15 protein-coding genes are annotated in these 19,626 nt (G+C 65.5%); 3 read left to right on the top strand and 12 right to left on the bottom strand.

What is annotated here, in order from left to right:
• Positions 1–51: 51 nt before the first annotated feature.
• The 3 genes from cysW to M2267_RS25320 all read left to right on the top strand — a co-directional run bounded on the left by cysW (position 52) and on the right by M2267_RS25320 (position 3,656).
• Entirely contained in the window at positions 52–972 is a 921-nt protein-coding gene (gene cysW / locus M2267_RS25330; RefSeq protein ID WP_429118320.1) for a sulfate ABC transporter permease subunit CysW, read from the top strand.
• 22 nt (positions 973–994) lie between these two features.
• Positions 995–2,128 carry a sulfate/molybdate ABC transporter ATP-binding protein gene (locus tag M2267_RS25325; RefSeq protein WP_429118318.1) on the top strand — a complete coding sequence of 378 codons (1,134 nt, stop codon included), beginning with the start codon at positions 995–997 and terminating at the stop codon, positions 2,126–2,128.
• 163 nt (positions 2,129–2,291) lie between these two features.
• A complete protein-coding gene (locus tag M2267_RS25320) occupies positions 2,292–3,656 on the top strand; it encodes an FAD-binding oxidoreductase (protein WP_429118316.1) in 1,365 nt (454 codons plus the stop codon).
• A gap of 55 nt (positions 3,657–3,711) precedes the next feature.
• Here M2267_RS25320 and M2267_RS25315 read toward each other — a convergent pair whose 3' ends face one another.
• The 12 genes from M2267_RS25315 to bcsA form a co-directional block, all read right to left on the bottom strand.
• Positions 3,712–4,221, bottom strand: coding sequence for an RES family NAD+ phosphorylase (locus M2267_RS25315; protein ID WP_429118314.1), 510 nt, complete (start codon positions 4,219–4,221; stop codon positions 3,712–3,714).
• The gene (locus tag M2267_RS25310) at positions 4,221–4,592 is read right to left on the bottom strand and encodes an MbcA/ParS/Xre antitoxin family protein (RefSeq protein ID WP_429118313.1); all 372 of its coding nucleotides are present in this window, start codon (positions 4,590–4,592) and stop codon (positions 4,221–4,223) included. Before M2267_RS25310 ends, M2267_RS25315 begins: the two co-directional genes overlap by 1 nt.
• 71 nt (positions 4,593–4,663) lie before the next feature.
• Complete coding sequence (locus M2267_RS25305; protein ID WP_429118311.1) at positions 4,664–5,449, bottom strand: crotonase/enoyl-CoA hydratase family protein; 786 nt, start codon at positions 5,447–5,449, stop codon at positions 4,664–4,666.
• Positions 5,446–6,315, bottom strand: coding sequence for a hydroxymethylglutaryl-CoA lyase (locus M2267_RS25300; protein WP_429118309.1), 870 nt, complete (start codon positions 6,313–6,315; stop codon positions 5,446–5,448). Before M2267_RS25300 ends, M2267_RS25305 begins: the two co-directional genes overlap by 4 nt.
• Positions 6,312–8,300 (bottom strand): acetyl/propionyl/methylcrotonyl-CoA carboxylase subunit alpha, encoded by a 1,989-nt coding sequence (locus M2267_RS25295; RefSeq protein ID WP_429118307.1) that lies wholly within the window; start codon positions 8,298–8,300, stop codon positions 6,312–6,314. Before M2267_RS25295 ends, M2267_RS25300 begins: the two co-directional genes overlap by 4 nt.
• A 15-nt stretch (positions 8,301–8,315) precedes the next feature.
• A complete protein-coding gene (locus M2267_RS25290) occupies positions 8,316–8,699 on the bottom strand; it encodes a RidA family protein (RefSeq protein WP_205236769.1) in 384 nt (127 codons plus the stop codon).
• 10 nt (positions 8,700–8,709) lie between these two features.
• The gene (locus M2267_RS25285) at positions 8,710–10,317 is read right to left on the bottom strand and encodes a carboxyl transferase domain-containing protein (protein ID WP_429118305.1); all 1,608 of its coding nucleotides are present in this window, start codon (positions 10,315–10,317) and stop codon (positions 8,710–8,712) included.
• Positions 10,318–10,361: 44 nt separating this feature from the next.
• On the bottom strand, positions 10,362–11,525 hold the full coding sequence (locus M2267_RS25280) for an isovaleryl-CoA dehydrogenase (RefSeq protein WP_429118303.1): 1,164 nt from the start codon (positions 11,523–11,525) through the stop codon (positions 10,362–10,364).
• A 310-nt stretch (positions 11,526–11,835) separates the two neighbouring features.
• Positions 11,836–14,019 (bottom strand): cellulose synthase, encoded by a 2,184-nt coding sequence (locus M2267_RS25275; RefSeq protein WP_429118302.1) that lies wholly within the window; start codon positions 14,017–14,019, stop codon positions 11,836–11,838.
• Positions 14,016–15,065, bottom strand: a complete 1,050-nt coding sequence (locus M2267_RS25270) for a glycosyl hydrolase family 8 (protein WP_429118300.1) — start codon at positions 15,063–15,065, stop codon at positions 14,016–14,018. Before M2267_RS25270 ends, M2267_RS25275 begins: the two co-directional genes overlap by 4 nt.
• Positions 15,062–17,389 (bottom strand): cellulose biosynthesis cyclic di-GMP-binding regulatory protein BcsB, encoded by a 2,328-nt coding sequence (locus M2267_RS25265; RefSeq protein ID WP_429118297.1) that lies wholly within the window; start codon positions 17,387–17,389, stop codon positions 15,062–15,064. The genes M2267_RS25270 and M2267_RS25265 overlap by 4 nt, the downstream gene beginning before the upstream one ends.
• Complete coding sequence (gene bcsA, locus M2267_RS25260) at positions 17,389–19,566, bottom strand: UDP-forming cellulose synthase catalytic subunit (protein ID WP_429118295.1); 2,178 nt, start codon at positions 19,564–19,566, stop codon at positions 17,389–17,391. The genes M2267_RS25265 and bcsA overlap by 1 nt, the downstream gene beginning before the upstream one ends.
• Positions 19,567–19,626 lie beyond the last annotated feature (60 nt).

The raw sequence follows: 19,626 nt of genomic DNA, 5'->3' as shown, positions 1-19,626 counted from the left end.
TGCTGCTCCTCATCAACTCGATCCAGGCCTGGAGCCGGCGGAGATATGTCTATGTCGCATGACCTGACCGCCGCTTCGGCACCCAGTCCCGGTCTTAGTCCGGCCTCCGGCCCTCGCGCGGCGCTGCCGGAACTGGCCGCCGCCACCTCCGAAAGCCGCTTTGCAAGGCTGACGCTGACGATCGCAGCCCTTGCCTTCGTCGCGCTGTTTCTGCTTTTGCCGCTTGCCGCCGTCTTTACCGAGGCGCTGCGCAAGGGGGTGGGCGAATTCATCTCGGCGCTCGGCGATGCCGAGACCTTTTCCGCCATCCGCCTGACGCTGATCGTCGCGGCCATTGCCGTGCCGCTCAACCTCGTCTTCGGGGTGGCCGCCGCCTGGGCGATCGCCAAGTTCGAGTTCAAGGGCAAGGCCTTTCTGACGACGCTGATCGACCTGCCGTTCTCGGTCTCGCCGGTCATCTCCGGCCTCGTCTTCGTGCTTCTGTTCGGCTCGCACAGTCTGCTTGGCCCCTGGCTGCAGAGCCACGGCATCCAGATCCTGTTTGCCGTGCCGGGCCTGGTGCTCGCCACCGTCTTCGTCACCTTCCCCTTCGTCGCCCGCGAGCTGATCCCGTTGATGCAGGAACAGGGATCGAGCGACGAGGAAGCGGCACTTTCCTTGGGAGCATCCGGCTGGCAGACCTTCTGGCATGTGACGCTGCCCAACATCAAATGGGGGCTGCTTTACGGCGTGCTTTTGTGCAACGCCCGCGCCATGGGCGAGTTCGGCGCCGTGTCGGTGGTGTCGGGCCATATCCGCGGCGAGACCAACACCATGCCGTTGCAGGTGGAAATCCTCTATAATGAATACAACTTCGTCGCCGCCTTCGCGGTGGCGGCGTTGCTGGCGCTGCTGGCGCTGATCACCCTGATTTTGAAGACGGCGCTGGAGATCCGCTACAGCGCCGAGATCGCCGCCAGCCGCAGACACTGACCAGCATTCGAAAGGTATCGCCATGGACGTGCGCGTTCACAACATCCGCAAGGAATTCGGCCGCTTCCCGGCGCTCGACGACGTCTCGCTCGACATCCGCTCCGGCGAACTGATCGCGCTCTTGGGGCCATCGGGCTCCGGCAAGACGACGCTGCTCAGGCTCGTCGCCGGCCTTGAAAGCCCGACCGGCGGCACGATCTTCTTCGGCGACGAGGATGCCTCGCAAAAGACCGTGCAGGAGCGCAACATCGGCTTCGTTTTCCAGCACTATGCCCTGTTCCGCCACATGACCGTGCTCGACAACGTCGCCTTCGGCCTGAAGGTGCGCCCCGCCAACCGCCGGCCGCCGGCCGCCGAAATCCGCAAGCGCGCGCTCGACCTGCTCGATCTGGTGCAGCTCTCCGGCCTCGACAAGCGTTATCCGGCGCAGCTTTCGGGCGGCCAGCGCCAGCGCGTGGCGCTTGCCCGCGCCATGGCGGTCGAACCGAACGTGCTTCTGCTCGACGAGCCCTTCGGCGCGCTCGACGCGCAGGTGCGGAAAGAGCTGCGCAAGTGGCTGCGCGACATTCACGACCGCACCGGCCACACCACCATCTTCGTCACCCATGACCAGGACGAGGCGCTGGAGCTCGCCGACCGCGTCGTCGTCATGAGCAAGGGTGTGATCGAGCAGGTCGGCACGCCCGACGAGATCTACGACCATCCGGTCTCGCCCTTCGTCTACGGCTTCATCGGCCAGTCGAACTGCCTCAATGTTACGCTCCAGAACGGCGAGATCTGGTTCGAGGACCGGCCGATCGGCTTGCGCGCGCCGTCCGAAGCCGACGGCCCGGCCAAGCTGCACTTCCGCCCGCATGACATCGAGCTGATCGACGGTTGCGGCGGTTGTCTCGCCGGCCTCGTTGCCGCCAGCCGCCGGGTTGCCGGCACCCGCCATCTCGAACTCGACCTTGGCCGCAACCATCCGCATGTCGAGATCGAACTCTCTCCCGAACGCGCCGCCGCCGGCGACCACAGCCGCATCGCCTTCCGGCCGACGAAGTGGAAACTGTTTAGGGAAGAGCGGCCAAAGATGGTCACAACGCAGGCAGCGCCGGAGGCCCCGGCCGAAGTGGCGGCCGCCGAACCCTTCGAGCTGGCGCGCACCGGCAGCTGATCGGTCCGTTCCCCAGCCTTGTTTCGCCTGTCTCGTCGCCCCGAGCGCGCATGCGCGCCGGCAAACGACGGGTGGAACGTCGCCGCTCGGATATCGGTTTGCCTCGGGATGCGCTAAGCAAGGACGCCGCTGCCGACAATGGCGGCGGAAACGGGAGAAGCGCATGACGATCGTCGACGACCTGAAACAAGCCCTCGGCGACATCGTGCTCACCGGCACCGAAATCGGCGAATGCCATCGCAGCGACGCCAGCCTGACCGGCCGTGAGCTGCCAAAGGCCGTGATCCGCCCGACAAGCAACGAAGAGATCGCCACGGCCCTCCGCCTTTGCAATAACAGCCGCCAAACGGTCGTCGTTCAAGGCGGCCTGACCGGGCTTGCCGGCGGCGCCAATGCCGACCGTGACGCTGTCGTGATTTCGCTCGAACGCTTTACCGGCATCGAAGAAATCGACCCCCAAGCCGGAACCATGACCGTGCGAGCCGGCACCCCGCTGGAGGTGGCGCAACGCGCCGCCGAAGACGCCGGTTTCCTGCTGCCGATCGATCTTGGCGCCCGTGGCTCCTGCCAGATTGGCGGCAACCTCGCTACCAATGCCGGCGGCATCCGGGTGCTGCGCTATGGTGTGACGCGCGACAACGTTCTCGGTCTCGAAGCGGTGCTTGCCGACGGCGCGATCATCTCGTCGCTCAACAAGATGATCAAGAACAACACCGGTTACGACCTCCGGCAATTCTTCATCGGCTCGGAGGGAACACTCGGCGTGATCACGCGCGCGGTTCTGCGGCTGCGGCCCTTGCCCGTCGGCCGGCTGACGGCACTCTGTGCGCTCGACGGTTACGACAACGTCGTCGCCTTCCTCGCCCGCTGCCAACGCCGCCTGCCCGGCCTCTCGGCTTTCGAGGCGATGTGGGAGAACTATTTCCGCTTCAATGCCGACGCGGAGAAGCTGAAGCTCTTTGATGAGATCCCAGCCTTCGCGGTGATCGTCGAGCAGGATCTGCTCGGTGATGCCGGCGAGCGTGACGGCTTCGAGGCCTTTCTCGGAGAGGCGCTTGAAGATGGCATCATTGCCGATGCGCTGATCGCCCAGTCGGAGAAGGAGAGCCGTTCTTTCTGGAGCGTGCGCGAAGGCCATGCGATGGACAGCCAGTTGCCTGATCTCGTCAACCTCGACGTCAGCCTGCCGATCGGCGACATCGGTCGTTTCGCCGCGGAATGCGGCGAGGCTCTATCCGCCCGGTTCCCGGCAGCCCATGTCTCCTTCTTCGGCCATGTCGCTGACAGCAACCTGCACATCGCCTTCTCGGAACCGAACGGCGACGCGGACACCCCGCATATCGTCGACGGCGTCGTCTATGAAATCGTCCGGCGCTACAAAGGGTCGATCTCGGCCGAACATGGCATCGGCGCGCTAAAGCGCGATTTCCTCGACCATTCGCGCAGTCCGGCCGAACTCGAACTCATGCGGCGGATCAAGCAGGCGCTCGACCCGAACGGCATCCTCAATCCGGGCAAGGTGATCTGAGCGGACCGCTGGCGAAGGGCCGTTTCCGGAAAACATCGCTTCTTAGCAAGTCGCTTCAGAGCCAGGAGGCCGCCGTTTTCGGCAAGCGCCCATCGGGATCGATGACCTTCAGCTCGGCCCCCTCGCCTGCGTTCCAGCGCCAGAGCGCGACGCAGGTGCCGCCGGGCGACATGAAGGACGGGTAGATCAGACCGTCAAAGCCGCGGTCGCTCAACTCCCCCTGCAGGCGATGCGTTTCCGGCACGAGGCCGCGATCGAGCGCATCGCGCCATTCGCAACGATGGATGTCTTCCGTGAGGCCGAGGTCGGAAAGGATCTCCGGCGTCGTCAAATCCGCGAGCCGCGCGAAGCGCAGTTCAAGCTGGGCGATCAGCGCAGGGTGCTGGACGAAACCCTGATTGTATTCGGCCCAGGCGGTCGAGAGTTCGCGGGCGGCATAGATTGTCGGCATTCCCAAGGGATTCCACCGCCCACCATACCGCCCTGCCCCTTCGCCCGAAAGCGGCGCATGCGCCCAGCGCGGCACATAGGCGCGCCACAGGCGCACCGGCTCGTCAACCGCCATCAGGCGTAGACACCGGAACGCACGGCTTCGAGATAAGCGAGCACCGTGTCGGCCTTGCCTTCGCCGACAAGGTCATAAGCGGTCTTGCCGGCCCAGCCGGGGATCGGCTGGTGCTTGAACCAGATGACGGCACGGCTGTCGTCGCCCGCCATTTCGCCGGCCATGGCAAGGATACGGACGACGCTGCTCAAGGCCGCATCGACCTTGCGGGCACTCGACTTGGCCGTCAGCGTGTTGCGTGCGACACCGATCAGCTTCGCCAGTTCGGCAAGCGTCACGCCAAGCCGTTCGGCAACCAGCCGAGCGGACAGAAAGGACGAGTGGTTTTCGCCGTAATGGGCGGTGGAGATGTTGAGACCGACAGCAGCCATGGCACGATCCGCGCTTGTTTTGATCATCATGTTATCAAAGTAAGATCAAAACACGCCCAAATCAAGGACGCCTATCGCCGCCAGGTGGGCTCGCGCTTGTCGAAGAAGGCGCCGACGCCCTCACGCGCTTCATCGGATTCCCAGCAATCGGCAAGCTGTTCGATCGTCGCGGCAATGGTCTCTTCGGTGATCGGGGCGCCAAGTGAGCGGGCCAGCCGTTTGGCCCGGCCGGTGGCTTCGGGTGCCACCGCCAGATAGGGCTCGATTTCCGCTTCAATCGCCGCGTCCAGTGCGTCGGCGGCAACAACGGTGGTGGCGAGCCCCAAGGCGCGCGCCTCCTCCGCACCGAAAAGCCTGGCGGACATGAACAACGGCCGCGCCTTGCCCTCGCCGATGCGAGCGACGACATAGGGGCTGATGGTTGCCGGGATCAGGCCGAGGCGCGTTTCGGTCAGACCGAACTTTGCGTCGGCCGAGGCAACCGCCGCGTCGCAGATGCTCATCAGGCCAACGCCGCCGCCAAAGGCGTTGCCATGCAGGCGGCCGATCACGGGCTTGGCGATCTCGTTCAGCGCCTTGAACATCATCGCCAGCCGCGTCGCCTCGACAATGCGGATCGCCCTGTCAGCATCGAACTGTTCGCGCATCCAGCCGAGGTCGCCGCCGGCGCAGAAGCTGCGGCCTTCACCCTCAAGGACAACCACGCGGACCGAACGGTCGGCCGAAAGTTGCCCTGCCGCCTCGGCCAGTTCGCCGATCATCTGCCCTGAAAGGGCATTGTGCTTCTGCGGTAATGCCAGCGTCAGCCGCGCGACGCCGCGCGCATCGGTTTCGATCCGGATCGTTTCGAAAGTCATGATCCTGTCCTTAGGGTGCGCGCGAAGGCGGCCGCCTGTTCGAGCTTTGCTACGTCGAGCCCGGTCGAAAAGCCCTTGGCTGTCACGAAGGCGTTGACGGCGAGCGTATCGACATTGCCGGCAGCACCCGGCGCATAGGGGCAGCCGCCGAGACCGCCGGCCGAAGCGTCGAAGACCCTGAGGCCACGGTCGAGCGCCACGGCAATGTTCTCGAGCGCGCGGCCGGACGTGTCGTGAAAATGCCCGGCGAGCCGGTTGGCCGGAATGCGTTCCAGCACCGCAGCCAGCATCGCGTCCACGGCCTCTGGCGTACCGCGGCCGATGGTGTCGCCGAGGCTGATCTCGTAGCAGCCGAGATCGTCGAGCAGACCGGCAACGCGGGCAGCGCTGGCCGGTGCTATCGCACCCTCATAAGGGCATTCGACGACGCAACTGACATAGCCGCGCAGCAATAGCCCGCGTTCGCGGCACAGTTCGGCGACCGGTCGGAAGCGCTCGATGCTTTCGGCGATCGAGCAATTGATGTTCTTTTGCGAGAAGGTTTCGGACGCGGAGGCGAAGATCGCCACTTCGTCGGCACCGGCTTCGATGGCGGCTTCAAGCCCACGCAAGTTGGGCGTCAGCACCGCATAGCGGGTGCCCGGGCGCCGGCGGATGCCGGCCATGACCTCGGCCGCGTCGGCCATCTGCGGCACCCATTTCGGGCTGACGAAGCTCGTCACCTCGATCCGCTCATAGCCGCAGTCCGAAAGCATATCGACGAGGCGGATCTTGTCGGTGGTTGAGACCAGCGTGCTTTCGTTCTGCAGCCCGTCGCGCGGCGCCATCTCGACGATCGTCACATGCTGCGCCGCCGCTCCGCTCATTCCGCGCTCTCCGGCTGGAGCATCACCAGCACGGCGCCGGCGGTCACCTGCTCGCCTTCGCTGACCAGCACGTTCTCGACCACGCCAGCCCGCGAGGCCGACAGCGTGAGCTCCATCTTCATCGCTTCCATGACGGCAAGCGCCTGGCCCTTCTCGACGGCATCACCGGGGCGAACCCGGATCAGCTTGACGATGCCGGGCATCGGCGCCGACACCGCGTCATCGGCGACCTCGCTGGAATGACCCGCACCAAGCGCGTCCGGCAAGCGAAGCACATAGGTCTCGCCATTCAGGAACAGCGTGATCTGCTCGCCTTCGCGCAGGAAACGGAACTCCTGCTGCGCCCCGGCGATTTCCGCACGGGCGCCATCGGCAGAGCGATTGAGGATCACGACCGGCAACGCTGCCGTCCCGGTGTGAACGGCGAACTGATCCCGGCCACGCGCCGCAAGCGCCACCGTCGTCCGTCCGCCCAGGTGCTCGATCGCGATGTTGCGGTTGGCGTCACCCCAAATCTGCCAGTGGCCGAGCGAAGACCAGGGATCGGCCGATCCGTCCGGCTGCAGGGCTCCGGTCGAAATGATGGCCGCAAGCGCAAGCGCCGCGTCGTTTGGCACCGGCGACGCCGAAAGCCGGTCGATCGAGCGGTCGATCAGGCCGGTATCCGGGTGCCCGGCGCGAAAATCCGGTTCGGCCGCGAGGCGGGCCAGAAAATCGAGGTTGGTGACCGTGCCGCCGATGCGGCAGGCCCTGAGCGCGTTCTCGAGCCTGGCCAGCGCCGTCGACCGGTTTGGCCCGTGGACGATCAGCTTGGCGATCAGCGGATCGTAGAACGGCGTGATCCTGTCTCCCTGCCGGACACCAGCATCGACACGGACGCCCTCCTCCGGAAAGCTCAAGGTCGTCAGTTGCCCGGTCGCCGGCAGGAAGCCGCGCGACGGATCTTCCGCATAGATGCGGGCCTCGAAGGCCCAGCCGTCGATGGCGATCTCGCTTTGGCGTTTCGGCAGCGCTTCACCGGCTGCAGCACGCAGTTGCCACTCGACGAGGTCGATACCCGTGATCGCCTCTGTGACCGGATGCTCCACCTGCAGCCGGGTGTTCATTTCCATGAAGTAGAACTGGTCCGGCCAGAGCCCGTCGGTCACGTCGGCGATGAACTCGACGGTGCCCGCGCCGACATAGCCGATCGCCTGAGCCGCGCGAACGGCCGCGTCACCCATGGCGCGCCGCACTTCCGCGGTCATGCCCGGCGCCGGCGCTTCCTCGATCACCTTCTGGTGGCGTCGTTGCAGCGAGCAGTCGCGCTCGTAAAGGTGCAGGATGTTGCCGTGCCGATCACCGAAGACCTGCACCTCGATATGCCGCGGCTTCGTCAGATATTTCTCGATCAGCACCGCGCCGTCGCCGAAGGCCGCTTCCGCCTCGCGACGCGCCGCTTCCAGTGCCGCCGGAAAATCGGCGGCACTGTCGACCCGCCGCATGCCCTTGCCGCCGCCGCCGGCGCGCGCCTTTATCAGTACGGGATAGCCGATGTTCGCCGCTTCCCCGGCAAGGAAATCCGGATCCTGCGTCTCGCCGTGATAGCCAGGAACGACCGGCACGCCGGATTGCTCCATCAGCGCCTTGGCGGCATCCTTCAGCCCCATGGCGCGAATGGCGGACGCCGACGGTCCAACGAAGGTGATGCCGGCCGCCTCGACGGCTTCGGCAAAGTCGGCATTCTCCGACAGGAAGCCGTAGCCGGGATGAATGGCGTCGGCGCCGACGGAGTGCGCCGCCGCGATGATGCGTTCAGCCACAAGGTAGCTGTCGAGCGCCGGCGCCGGGCCGATGCGGATCGCCTCGTCGGCGAGCGCCACATGCAGCGCGCCGACATCGGCATCGGAATAGACGGCGACCGTGCGGATGCCGAGGCGCTTGGCGGTGCGGATCACCCGGCAGGCGATCTCACCGCGATTGGCGATCAGGAGTTTGGAAAACATCGGCATCTCCTGGCCCTATTGCGCTGCGATGACATCGATTTCGAGCAACCAGCCGGCATCGAAGATGCCGGCGATCGCAACCGTCATCGCCGGCGCGAGCGGACCGAGATATTCGGCACGGGCCGCGCGGTTGGCCATGGCATATTGGCGGTCGGCAAGCAGCACCGTTACCTTGACGATATCGGCCTTGGTCATGCCCGCCGCGGCCAGTTGCGCGTCGATATTGGCCCAGACCTGGCGCGCCTGCGCCTCAAAACCCTCCGGCAGCGCGTCTTCAGGCGTCAGCGGCACCTGCCCGCTGATAAAGAGCAGCCGCTCGAAATTCTCCAGGCGGACGGCCTGCGAATAGCCGCCGCGCGGCTGCGGTGCGTTCGGGGCATTGATGTTGTCGCGTTTCATGGCGGTGTTCCTACATCCTGAAGAGGCCGAAGCGCGTGTCTTCGATCGGCGCATTCAGCGCCGCCGACAGCGACAGGCCGAGCACGTCGCGCGTCTTGCGCGGATCGACGACGCCGTCGTCCCAAAGTCTGGCCGAGGCATAGAGCGGATGGCTCTGGCGCTCGAAGAGATCGAGGATGGGCTGGCGGAAACGCGCCTCGTCCTCGTCGTTCCAGGGCGTGCCAGCCCGTTTCAGCGCTTCGCTGCGGACGGTCGTCAACACGCCGGCCGCCTGTTCGCCGCCCATGACGGAGATGCGGCTGTTCGGCCAGGTCCACAGGAACCGCGGCGAAAACGCCCGGCCGCACATGCCGTAATTGCCGGCTCCGAACGAGCCGCCGACCAGCATGGTCACCTTCGGCACCCGCGCCGTCGCCACCGCCGTCACAAGCTTGGCCCCATGCTTGGCGATGCCTTCGGTTTCATATTTCCGCCCGACCATGAAGCCGGTGATGTTCTGCAGGAAGACGAGCGGGATCTTGCGCTGAGCGCAGAGCTCGACGAAATGCGCGCCCTTCAATGCCGATTCCGAAAACAGCACGCCGTTGTTGGCGATGATGCCGACCGGAATGCCGTGCACATGGGCAAAGCCGCAGACGAGCGTCGTGCCGTAGCGCGCCTTGAACTCGTCGAAGCGCGAACCGTCGACGGTGCGGGCGATCACCTCGCGGATATCGTAGGGCGTGCGCAGGTCGGACGGCACGATGCCGGCGATTTCCTGCGGATCGTAGAGCGGCGGCTCCGGTGTCGCTAGCTCGACCGTCAGCGGCTTGTGCCGGTTGAGTGCCGAAACGGCCCGGCGGGCGAGCGCCAGCGCATGAGCGTCGTCGCGCGCCAGATGGTCGGCCACGCCGGAGAGGCGCGTGTGCACGTCGGCGCCGCCGAGATCTTCAGCCGAGACAACCTCGCCTGTCGCGGCGCGCACGAGCGGCGGCCCGGCGAGAAAGATCGTGCCCTGGCCTTCGACGATGATCGTCTCGTCCGACATGGCCGGCACATAGGCGCCACCCGCCGTGCACGAGCCCATGACCACGGCGATCTGCGGGATGCCCGCAGCCGACATGTTGGCCTGGTTATAGAAGATCCGGCCGAAGTGATCGCGGTCCGGAAAAACCTCGTCCTGGTTCGGCAGGTTGGCGCCACCGGAATCGACGAGGTAGATGCAGGGCAGATTGTTTTCCGCGGCGATTTCCTGTGCGCGCAGGTGCTTCTTCACCGTCAGCGGATAGTAGGTGCCGCCTTTGACGGTCGGGTCGTTGCAAACGATCATGCATTCGCGGCCCGACACCCGGCCGATGCCGGTGATCAGCCCGGCGGCCGGCGCATCGCCGTTATACATGCCGTGCGCCGCCGTCATGCCGACTTCGAGGAACGGCGTTGCCGGATCGATGAGGTTGGCGACGCGATCGCGCGGCAGAAGCTTGCCGCGGCTGACATGGCGTTCGCGCGCCGCGTCGCCACCACCGGCGGCCGCCGCCTTCACCGCGTCTTCGACAGTCGCGATCGCCTCCGCCATGGCCGCCTGGTTTGCCTTGAACGTATCGGAGGACGGAGAAATGTGAGATTTCAGAACGGTCATCAAGTCCTCTTTCGATCGAGTTCGGCCGTTTCAGTTGGCGGCGGCTACCGTGTCTCGGTGAACAGCTCCCGCCCGATCAGCATGCGGCGGATCTCGCTGGTGCCGGCGCCGATCTCGTAGAGCTTGGCGTCGCGCAGCAGACGACCCGCCGGGTAGTCGTTGGTGTAGCCGTTGCCGCCGAGCGCCTGGATCGCCTCAAGCGCCAGTGCCGTCGCCTTTTCGGCCGCATAGAGAATGCAGCCAGCGGCATCCTTGCGCGTCGTCTCGCCGCGATCGCAGGCGGCCGCCACGGCATAGACATAGGCGCGCGCCGCATTCGCCGTCACATACATGTCAGCGAGCTTGCCCTGCATCAGCTGGAACTCGCCGATCGCCTGGCCGAACTGCTTGCGCTCATGCAGATAGGGGACAACCACATCGAGGCAAGCGGCCATGATGCCGAGCGGCCCGGCCGACAGCACGACGCGCTCATAGTCGAGCCCCGACATCAGCACCCGCACGCCGCCGCCGATGGTGCCGAGCACGTTTTCTTCCGGCACTTCGCAGTCCTTGAAGATCAGCTCGCAGGTGTTGGAGCCGCGCATGCCGAGCTTGTCGAGCTTCTGGCCGGTCGAAAAGCCGGCATAGCCTTTCTCGACGAGAAAGGCGGTTATGCCGCGCGGGCCGGCGGTCGGATCGGTTTTGGCGTAGACGACGAGCACGTCGGCATCCGGGCCGTTGGTGATCCACATCTTGTTGCCGTTGAGCACATAGCGGTCGCCGCGCTTATCAGCCTTCAGCGTCATCGACACGACGTCGGAACCGGCGCCGGGCTCCGACATCGCCAGCGCACCGACATACTCGCCGGAAATCAGCTTCGGCAGGTAGCGCGCCTTCTGGTCGTCGTTGCCATTGCGGTTGATCTGGTTGACGCAGAGATTGGAATGCGCGCCATAGCTAAGGCCGATCGAGGCCGATGCGCGGCTGATCTCTTCCATCGCCACGCAGTGGGCGAGATAGCCCATGGCAGCGCCGCCATGCTCCTCGCCGGCGGTGATGCCGAGCAGACCAAGCTCGCCCATCTCGCGCCAGAGCGGCATCGGAAAGGCGTTGTTGCGATCGGTCTCGTCCGCCAAAGGCGCAATACGGTCCGTTGCGAAGCGCCGCACGCTCTCGCGCAACGCGTCGATGTCCTCGCCAAGCGCGAAGCTCAATCCGCCCTGAAACATGTCTATCCTCCCACCGTTCCGGCCAGTGCGGTCTCCTCCCACAGCGGCCGGACGATAACGCTCCATCCTCTACGCGGATCGCGGCGAATGCAATGATATCAACGCCGCGACATGGCCGGACGATAGCACCGCGTTTCGCTAATTTCCTTCCAAAGAGGGGCAAAGCCAAGCACGATATGCAAATCCAGAGGCGCCCGCCGATTGCATCCTGTGCGCGAACGGGTTGGCGCGCCCTCGCGCCGAGTCCGGCGGTGGGCGTTGCACTCGTGGTACGGCGATAAGAGGCGCCGTGACGTCGCGGGATCGACGATCAGTTCTTGTTCGGCCAGATTTCCTGGCTGGCGTCGACGGCCGCAAGCCCCTGCATCGCGTCGCGATTGCCGGTGGCGGCAAGCGCTTCGAAGATGCGCCGCGCTTCCGCGTGGTACTTGAGGTTCATGTAGGCGTAGCCGCGCAGCACCATCAGGTCCTGGCGGCGCTGCGAAATCTGCCCGAGCTGATCGAGAAACAGGATCGCCTCGCGGTAGCGATTGGCATTGAAGGCGGCAATGGCACGGTCGGCGAGGATCGCCGTCTGCAGCTCGTCGACACGACCGCGGCTCTGCGTCGACTTCGTCGCCGACACCGCCGCCTTGTTGGTGAGACCGGCGCGCAGGTAGGCCAGGCTCTGGCCATAGGCAGCATCTTCGCGGATCTGCGACGCAGGTGCCTGCAAGGCGACCTCGAAGGCTTCTGCGGCTTCCAGCGGACGGTTGAGGTCCATCAGGCACCAGCCGCGCGCGAGCGCCGCCTGCGGCGCCATGCCGGCGGGATTGATGGTGGTGCGGCAGCCAGCGCCGCTGCGCACCGATTTCTGGACAACACCGCCCATGCGCGGCCTCTGAGCGACGGGCTGCTCGACCACCTCGGTGACGACGGTGGTGCGCGCAGCCGACTGCTGTTGCGTCCGCTGCTGCACCTCGGCGGTCGGAAGCGGCGCGCGGCTGACTTCGTCGAGTTTCTCCTTGACTTCGCCAAGCCGGGCGATGCGTTCGGAGCGGCCCGACCACAAACGCTGGATTTCGACGACGCCATCCTTGTCGTTCAACTGGTCGCGGCTGAGCGCGAGGCCATAGGCCGACGGCTCGTCATCCGGCTTCCAACGCAGCGCTGTTGCAAACCACTGTGCGGCGGTTGCCGGCTGGTTGAGGGCGCGCGCATACCAGCCGAACTGCTGGGCCGTCGCCGGCTCGCGGGCCTTGGTCGTTTCCTGCGCGATCCGCGCCAGCACGGCGGCATCGAGGGCGACCGGCGGATCGATGGCCAGCAGATTGGCCGTCGCCGCGAAATAGGTCGCAAGCGCGTCGGGCGAGCTGTCGCGCCACGGATAGAGCACGGCCTCAGCCTCAAGCGGAGCCTTGCGCGCGATCAGCGTCAGCGCCAGGCCCTGCGCGGCCGAAGCGCTGTCTTCCTTGTCGTGGGCGCGCCGGAACCATTGCTCGGCGGCGCTCATATTGTCGCGGCGCAGCTGATACCAGCCGAGCAGCAATGCGTCGCTTGCCGTGCCGCCGGTCTCGGCCAGCTTTTCGACGCGCTGGACATACTTGGGATCAACCGCGAGCGTCTTGTCTCCGTCGCCTTCGGCAACGAAGCGCCGAGCGAGATCGTCGCGGATGCTTTCGAACTCCGGCACGCCCTCGGGCGTGGTGCGCTCCAGCGCGAGCAGATCCTGCAGCGTCGCGTAGGGCAGTACCGCGGCAGCCTTCTGCACCGTCGCGAGCCGTTCCGGCGCGTCGTCGCAGCTCTTCAGCACATAGAGATAGGCATCGCGGGCCCGCTCCGGCCGCTTGGTCTCGGCAAAGGCCTGCGCCACATGCCAGAGCACATCGACTTCCGAGCAGGTCAGAAGGCTCGGCGTGCTCGCAGCAATCGAAATCACGGTTTCATACTGCTTGAGCTCGGAGGCGTTCACCAGCCGTGCGCGGGCCTCGGCCACATTGAGGCGCTCAAGCAGGTCCGACGGCGGCTGCCAAGCGGCCTCCTTCGCCTGACGCTCGGCGATCGCCTTGCGCACTTCGGCGTAGCGCCCTTCAGAATAGAGCCGCCACATGGTTTCGAGCGCGACGTCGTTGTTGCGCGGCACGGCCAGCGGATCGGCGGGCGGAACCCAGTCGGGATAAAGCGAGCGCAGACGCGAGATTTCCGCCTGCAGCCGCGCCGTATCGCCCTTGGCGGCAAAGTAGCGAAGCGCCGATTCGTCGACGACCGGCTGCGGCTTGCTTGCGCTTTGTGCTTCCTCCGACGGCCTGTCTGCCTGGGCCACCTCGGTAAATTGCGGCGGCGCACCGCGAGCACCCTGGCCGGCACCGCCGCCGACGGCGGGCGCCTCCTGGCTCTCGCCGGCCAAGCTGCCGAGTTTCTTGTTGTCCTGGCGCAAGAAGCCGCCATCGGTCAGTCCGGCAACCCCGATCGCCGTAGTCATCACAGCGGCAATGGCAACGATTGAGGACTTCATAGACACTCCGGACGCTTCTCCCTCACGTAAGACAACCCCAACAGGTGCAGCGTGGAAGGGTAATATTGCGTCGGGCTGAACACCTTGACGCTGTCGGGTATCGGGACCCTGTCCAAGACACAGGCCAGAATATGGTTAACAAATCGATAACCGGGGTCCGTGAGGCTGGTTTGAACCGCCCCCGTGGAGACGTCGCTGAGGACCAATGCGTCGTTGTCGCCGGCCATTCCCGCCCGCAGCCGCACCATCAGATCGCGGCCACCCATGTCGGCCCGGGCGAGGTAGAGAGGGATGCGCAAGGCATTGTAGCCGAACTCGGCCGGAAAGCCCTGGGCCGGCTTCGGCATCGTACGCAGGCTGACCCAGTCGGCCGGCATCTTTCTCGGGCCTGATTGCAAAGCATTGATCAAGGCCAGGCCGTCATCCGAGAGCGCCTTCCAGCGCGGCGACGGCGCCACCCGATCAAGGGCCGGAAAAGCCTCGAAGATCCAATAGGACGGATTGACGACCGGGCCATCGGGACGATCGGTCGTGCCGAAGCCCGTAACGCCGGGCAACAGCAAGGTTCGCCCGCCATGGTCGAGCAGGGTGTTGTCGAGGATGGCCTTGGCGATCCGCGACGCCGCCTGCAGATAGTCTTCCCGCTTCCAGCGTTCACCGGCAAGCACCAGCGCATAGGCGATCAGGATATCGCCGTCGGTGGCATTGTTGATGTCGATAATGTGCGGTGTTTCGCTGGCACTCCACTTCCAGGCCGCCAGTCCATCGTCCCGCAGCAACAGCTCGCGGCGCGTGAACGACCAGATCAGCGCGAAGTCGGCCGGGTTTTCGGCGAGCACGGCGAGCAGCAGGCCATAGCCCTGCCCCTCGCTATGGCTGACATTGCCATTGGCGTCGTCGATGATCCGACCGCCGGAATCGAGGAACCGCGCCTTGTACTGGTCCCATTCGCCAGCCTTCACCGAGCCCCCCTGTGCGTCGGCGCCGGCTGCCATCGGCAGCAGCAGCGCAAGCAATCCGGCGAGGAGCGCGGCCCGCCACCTCATTGGCGCCGCCCCAGGCGGGTCAGCATCGAGGATGTCGCCAGCCCCAGAAGCACCGACAGCACGATCAAGAGCAGAGCATAGACCATGATGTTGCTGGACAGCCAGTTGGCAAAGATCAGGCGGTAGTTGGTGAGCGACGGCGGCTGCGTCTGGACGAAATCGAAGCCGGCGACCGGCGTCGCCTCGATCTTGTCCGTCGCCGGCTCATAGGCCGAGACCCGTCCGGCAAGCTGCTGCCAGCGCGTGACGTCGGCGATCGCCGCCGTGCCCTCGCGCAGGCGCTTGCCGGTTGGCGCCGTCAGCAGCGTCCAGGTCGCGTCGTCGCTCGGGTTGGCCCCTTGCGCGATCACCAGGCCAGCGCTTTCCGGCGGAACATAGGCGGCTTGCGCTTCGGGCAGGATGCGCAGCGAACTCAGCGAAATGTCGAACTCCTGCTTCACCCAGGTCTGGAACCCCGTGACCTGGTTGCGCCAGGCGCCGCCGCTCAGGCGCGTGCGCCACTCGTCGATGGCCTTCTGCGTGTCGTCAGGACGGCCGGTGTCCTCCGCATTGCCCCAGGACATCTGCCGGGCAGGATCGATACCGACCTGCGTCAGCACCGTCTTCGGTAGCTGCGGCATGGCGCCGATGAAGATCGCATTGCGGCTGCCGGCCGCAAGCGGCGAGGTGATCACCTCCATCAACAGCGGCCTGCCGCCGGCAACGGCCAGGCGGGCAAGGAAGGTCGCGGCGGCCGACAGCGTGTCTTCGTCGGCACGATCGAGGAAAAGCGGAACGGCGGCGCTATCGCTGCGATAGGGGGCGGCAGCACCCGAAATCGCGGCGATATTCGGCCGGCGGCCGATGCGCGCGAAATCCGGCATCCTCAATTCGGACGTATCGAAGAGCGCGAAGCGCGGATCGTTGGAAGCAGGCGTTCCCGGCGCGCAGGCCTTGTCCGGCTCGGCGGAGAGCACCGCCTCGATCTCGATCAGGTTCGGACCGGGTTTGAAATGCCGCATCGTTACCTTGATCGGCAGGTGGCGCAGAATGTCGCCGTTGGCCGAATTCAGCGGGATCGTCGATGCGATGTTGCCGTTGATGTAGATGTCGATGTGGCTGCCCGGAAGCACGGCTTCCGTGTAGGCGGCGTCGAGCAAAAGCGTCGCATCGCCATAGGCATCGGCATAGAAGTCCGACGGTACGGCGACGGAAAAACGCGTGCGAAAGCGCCGGCCCGTAAATTCGCTGGTCTCGACCCCGAGTTCGGAGAAGCGCAGGCGCGCATGCGTCACGACCAGCGGCGTCTCCGGCAGCTGCCAGCGCCCGGTGGCGATGACGTCGCGCGGCACGTTGCTCGGGCGGTCCATGGGCTGCGTGATCCCCTCGATCGCCTCCTGCACCGCGGACCAGTCCGGACCGCTGATCACCAGCACCGACGACTTCGTCTTGCCGTCGCGCACGAACATGGCGACCGGACCGCTCGACGCGCCTTCCGGCGGGCGTTCGAGGAAAGGCGTCACTTCCTCGGCCGTGCCGACGAGTGCCGTCATCTGCCCGGGTTTTGCGAGTTCAGGCATGGTCTCGCTGAGAGCGAATTCCTGGGCGGGCATCTGTCCGCGCAGCGCCAAACCTTGCGCAAGCCGCATCAGCGCCGCAGTACGGCTCGGCTGCTGGAGGCCGGGAACGACCAGGTTGAACTGGGTCCGGCCGCGCGCGTCGAGGCCGACGGCGCGCACGTCGTCGAGGCTGGAAAGCGTCGCGCTATCGCCGGAGGCAAAGCGGATGAAGGCCGATTCCGGCGCGATCTCGGTCCACAGCTCATAGGTCGATTCGACCGTGCAGTCCGTGCGGTGGCGCTGGCGAACCTTGACGCGAATGTCGTTTGAGCCGGCACGCAGCAGCCCGGGCTTCAGGTCGTAGCTCAGCGGCGTGGCTGCCTCCGCCGAGCCGATCGCCTTTTCGCCGGCCAGCTCGCCGTTGACGAAAATCGACAGTGTCGACGCTTCCGGCGCAACGACGATTGCGTTCTGATAGGCGAAATTGAGCGAGGCAGCCGATTGCGCCTGTGCCGGCGTCAGATAGACGGACCAGGTGCGCTCATCGACCTCGCCGGTCAGCGACAACGCGCTGAACGGAATGATGAAGCGCTTGAAGTCGTCCGGCGGCTTGAGCGTGACCATGGGCTCTGCCGGCCCGGCGTTGCTTCCGGTGTCTGCCGGCGGCTGCAGGATCGGGGCATCCGCCGGGCGCTCGCCGGACATGTCGAAAGGCGAAGGCTGCGCAGACACGCCGGTTGCAAGGCCCGCAAGCAAGAGGGCCGGGAGAACGAGGCGCCTGAGCATCAAGCCCCCTCCTTCTGCGCCTCGGAGCCGCGCAGGCTGCGAAGGAAATAGATCATGCCGCGGCTCGTCTGATAGAGCGCCAGCCAGAGGAACCAGAGCGTTCCGCGCACAAGGCCCGGATTACCGCGCCGCGCGCTTTGGAACTCGCTCCATTGCCGCGAATTGGCAAAGATCAGGTCTGCGACCAGACCGTGATGGCGAGCGACCTGCGGCAGGTAGCGGCAGCCTATGACGGTAATATCGCCGGCAATCTCCTTGTTCCTGATCGCGACCGGCAGTGTTTCGACCCCGCCGCTGCCGCTGTAGGGCTCGAAGCGGATGCCGCCCTCGGTGTCGGTCGGCATCGTCGATGCATCGATGCCATAGACCTGGACCCGCGCGCCGTTGGCCGAAACGTCCTCGATCGTTGCCGGATACCATTTGTCGGCGACCCCGAACTCGCAGCGGCGGCTGACCTTGACGCGCCGGGAGGCTGCCCGTTCGCCGCGTTCCGAGACGACACCGAGCACGCAGCCGGCCATGATCAGGTTCAGGAGGTTCCAGCCGCCGACGACGAGCGTCACGTCTGCCTTGTAGGGCTCGGTGTAGACCCGGTAGACCGTCATCAGCAGGGCAACGAAAAGCACCGCGAAGATGACGAAGAACGGCCGGGCGATCTCGGAGAGCCGGCTTTCGAGGATCGATTCATCCTTCGCCGTCACCTTGAAGGTCGGCCGGCTCGGCCGCAGCAGCACCGAGATGACCGCCGGCAGCAGATGCACCGTCTGGGCGAACTCGTAGAGTTCGGAGATCCAGGGCCAGCGGAACGAGCCGTAGAGATAGTTCTGCATCATCAGGTTTACGACCATGTAGGCCAGCGTATAGGCGAGGAACTCGCCGCCAGACGCCGTGAAGATCTCAAGGTCGAAGAACAGATAGAAGAGCGGTGCGAAAAGGAAAATCGTCCGCGGGATCGGGAACAGCCAGAACAGCGTCGACGACATGTAGCAAAGCCGCTGCGGGATCGACAGGCCGCCCTTAAACAGCGGGAAGCGGAAGATGAGGATCTGCATCATCCCCTGCGCCCAGCGGCTGCGCTGGCCGATGAAGCTGGCAAAGGTCGCCGGCTGCAGGCCGGCGATCAGCGGGCGGTCGACATAGATGCTGTTCCAGCCGCGTCCGTGCAGCGCCAGCGCCGTTTCGCAATCCTCGGTGATGCTCATGCCGCTGAAGCCTTCGGTGTCCTCCAGCGCCTTGCGGCGCAGAACGGCGGCCGAGCCGCAGAAGAAGGCGGCATTCCACTTGTCGAGACCGCGCTGGATGATGCCGTAGAACATCTCGTTCTCGCTCGGCATCTTCTCGAAGGTGCGCAGGTTGCGCTCGAGCGGGTCCGGGTTGAGGAAGAAGTGCGGCGTCTGCACCAGGAACAGCTTCGGGTCCTGTTCGAAATAGCCCACGGTCTCCAGCAGGAAGTCGCGCGCCGGCGCGTGGTCGGCGTCGAAGACCGCGATCAGCTCGCCGTCGGAGTGCAGCATGCCGTTGTTGAGGTTGCCGGCCTTGGCGTGCTCGTTGCGCTCGCGCGTGAGATAGCGCACGCCGAGATCGTCGCAGAGCGCCTGCAGTTCGGCATTGCGGGCGGATGCGCGCTGCGCTTCGACGAGGTTTGCCGAATTGCGCTTCTGCAGCGTGCCGCCGTCGTCGAGCAGCCACACCGTCAGCTTGTCGGCCGGATAATCCATCGCCTTTGCGGCCGCCAAGGTATTGGCGAGCAGGCCCGCGTCCTCGTTGTAGGACGGCACGAAGACGTCGACCTTCGGAAACTTGCCGGGAGAAATCGAGCTCGCTTTACGCGGCGGCAACGGCATCGCCACCACGAACAGGCTGAGCGACAGCATCATCACGCTGTACATTTCAGCGAGATAGAGCAGGAAGCCCGGAATGAAGTTTTCAAGCTGGTTGAGTGGCGGCAGCGTGCTCGTCGTGCGCCAGTAAACGTAGCGCAGCACGATCGCTGTGCCAAAGGCGAGCGCGATCAGCCGCCAGCGGCCGCCGGCATTGGCAAGCTTGAGCACGGCCATGAAGGTAACGATGAGAACGCTAACGATGAGCTGCGTCTGGAGGTTCACCGGCAGCGTGATGACCGCCATCACGCAAAGCGAAAAAAACGCCCAAGCCGCAACCGATCCGATCCTGCTCATACATTTGCCTTCCAGCGTTCGGCATCATGCCACTGGTATTGCCCGACCCATATTCGACCG

The organism is Ensifer sp. KUDG1 (assembly GCF_050434285.1).
Classification (GTDB): Bacteria; Pseudomonadota; Alphaproteobacteria; order Rhizobiales; family Rhizobiaceae; genus Ensifer.
This window is presented reverse-complemented; position numbering and strand designations above follow the sequence as displayed.

What these genes read in the sequence shown, in the direction of transcription:
- cysW (WP_429118320.1), top strand. Translation starts at nt 52, where the DNA reads ATGTCGCATGACCTGACCGCCGCTTCGGCACCCAGTCCCGGTCTTAGT.
- M2267_RS25325 (WP_429118318.1), top strand. Translation starts at nt 995, where the DNA reads ATGGACGTGCGCGTTCACAACATCCGCAAGGAATTCGGCCGCTTCCCG.
- M2267_RS25320 (WP_429118316.1), top strand. Translation starts at nt 2,292, where the DNA reads ATGACGATCGTCGACGACCTGAAACAAGCCCTCGGCGACATCGTGCTC.
- M2267_RS25315 (WP_429118314.1), bottom strand. Translation starts at nt 4,221, where the DNA reads ATGGCGGTTGACGAGCCGGTGCGCCTGTGGCGCGCCTATGTGCCGCGC.
- M2267_RS25310 (WP_429118313.1), bottom strand. Translation starts at nt 4,592, where the DNA reads ATGGCTGCTGTCGGTCTCAACATCTCCACCGCCCATTACGGCGAAAAC.
- M2267_RS25305 (WP_429118311.1), bottom strand. Translation starts at nt 5,449, where the DNA reads ATGACTTTCGAAACGATCCGGATCGAAACCGATGCGCGCGGCGTCGCG.
- M2267_RS25300 (WP_429118309.1), bottom strand. Translation starts at nt 6,315, where the DNA reads ATGAGCGGAGCGGCGGCGCAGCATGTGACGATCGTCGAGATGGCGCCG.
- M2267_RS25295 (WP_429118307.1), bottom strand. Translation starts at nt 8,300, where the DNA reads ATGTTTTCCAAACTCCTGATCGCCAATCGCGGTGAGATCGCCTGCCGG.
- M2267_RS25290 (WP_205236769.1), bottom strand. Translation starts at nt 8,699, where the DNA reads ATGAAACGCGACAACATCAATGCCCCGAACGCACCGCAGCCGCGCGGC.
- M2267_RS25285 (WP_429118305.1), bottom strand. Translation starts at nt 10,317, where the DNA reads ATGACCGTTCTGAAATCTCACATTTCTCCGTCCTCCGATACGTTCAAG.
- M2267_RS25280 (WP_429118303.1), bottom strand. Translation starts at nt 11,525, where the DNA reads ATGTTTCAGGGCGGATTGAGCTTCGCGCTTGGCGAGGACATCGACGCG.
- M2267_RS25275 (WP_429118302.1), bottom strand. Translation starts at nt 14,019, where the DNA reads ATGAAGTCCTCAATCGTTGCCATTGCCGCTGTGATGACTACGGCGATC.
- M2267_RS25270 (WP_429118300.1), bottom strand. Translation starts at nt 15,065, where the DNA reads ATGAGGTGGCGGGCCGCGCTCCTCGCCGGATTGCTTGCGCTGCTGCTG.
- M2267_RS25265 (WP_429118297.1), bottom strand. Translation starts at nt 17,389, where the DNA reads ATGCTCAGGCGCCTCGTTCTCCCGGCCCTCTTGCTTGCGGGCCTTGCA.
- bcsA (WP_429118295.1), bottom strand. Translation starts at nt 19,566, where the DNA reads ATGAGCAGGATCGGATCGGTTGCGGCTTGGGCGTTTTTTTCGCTTTGC.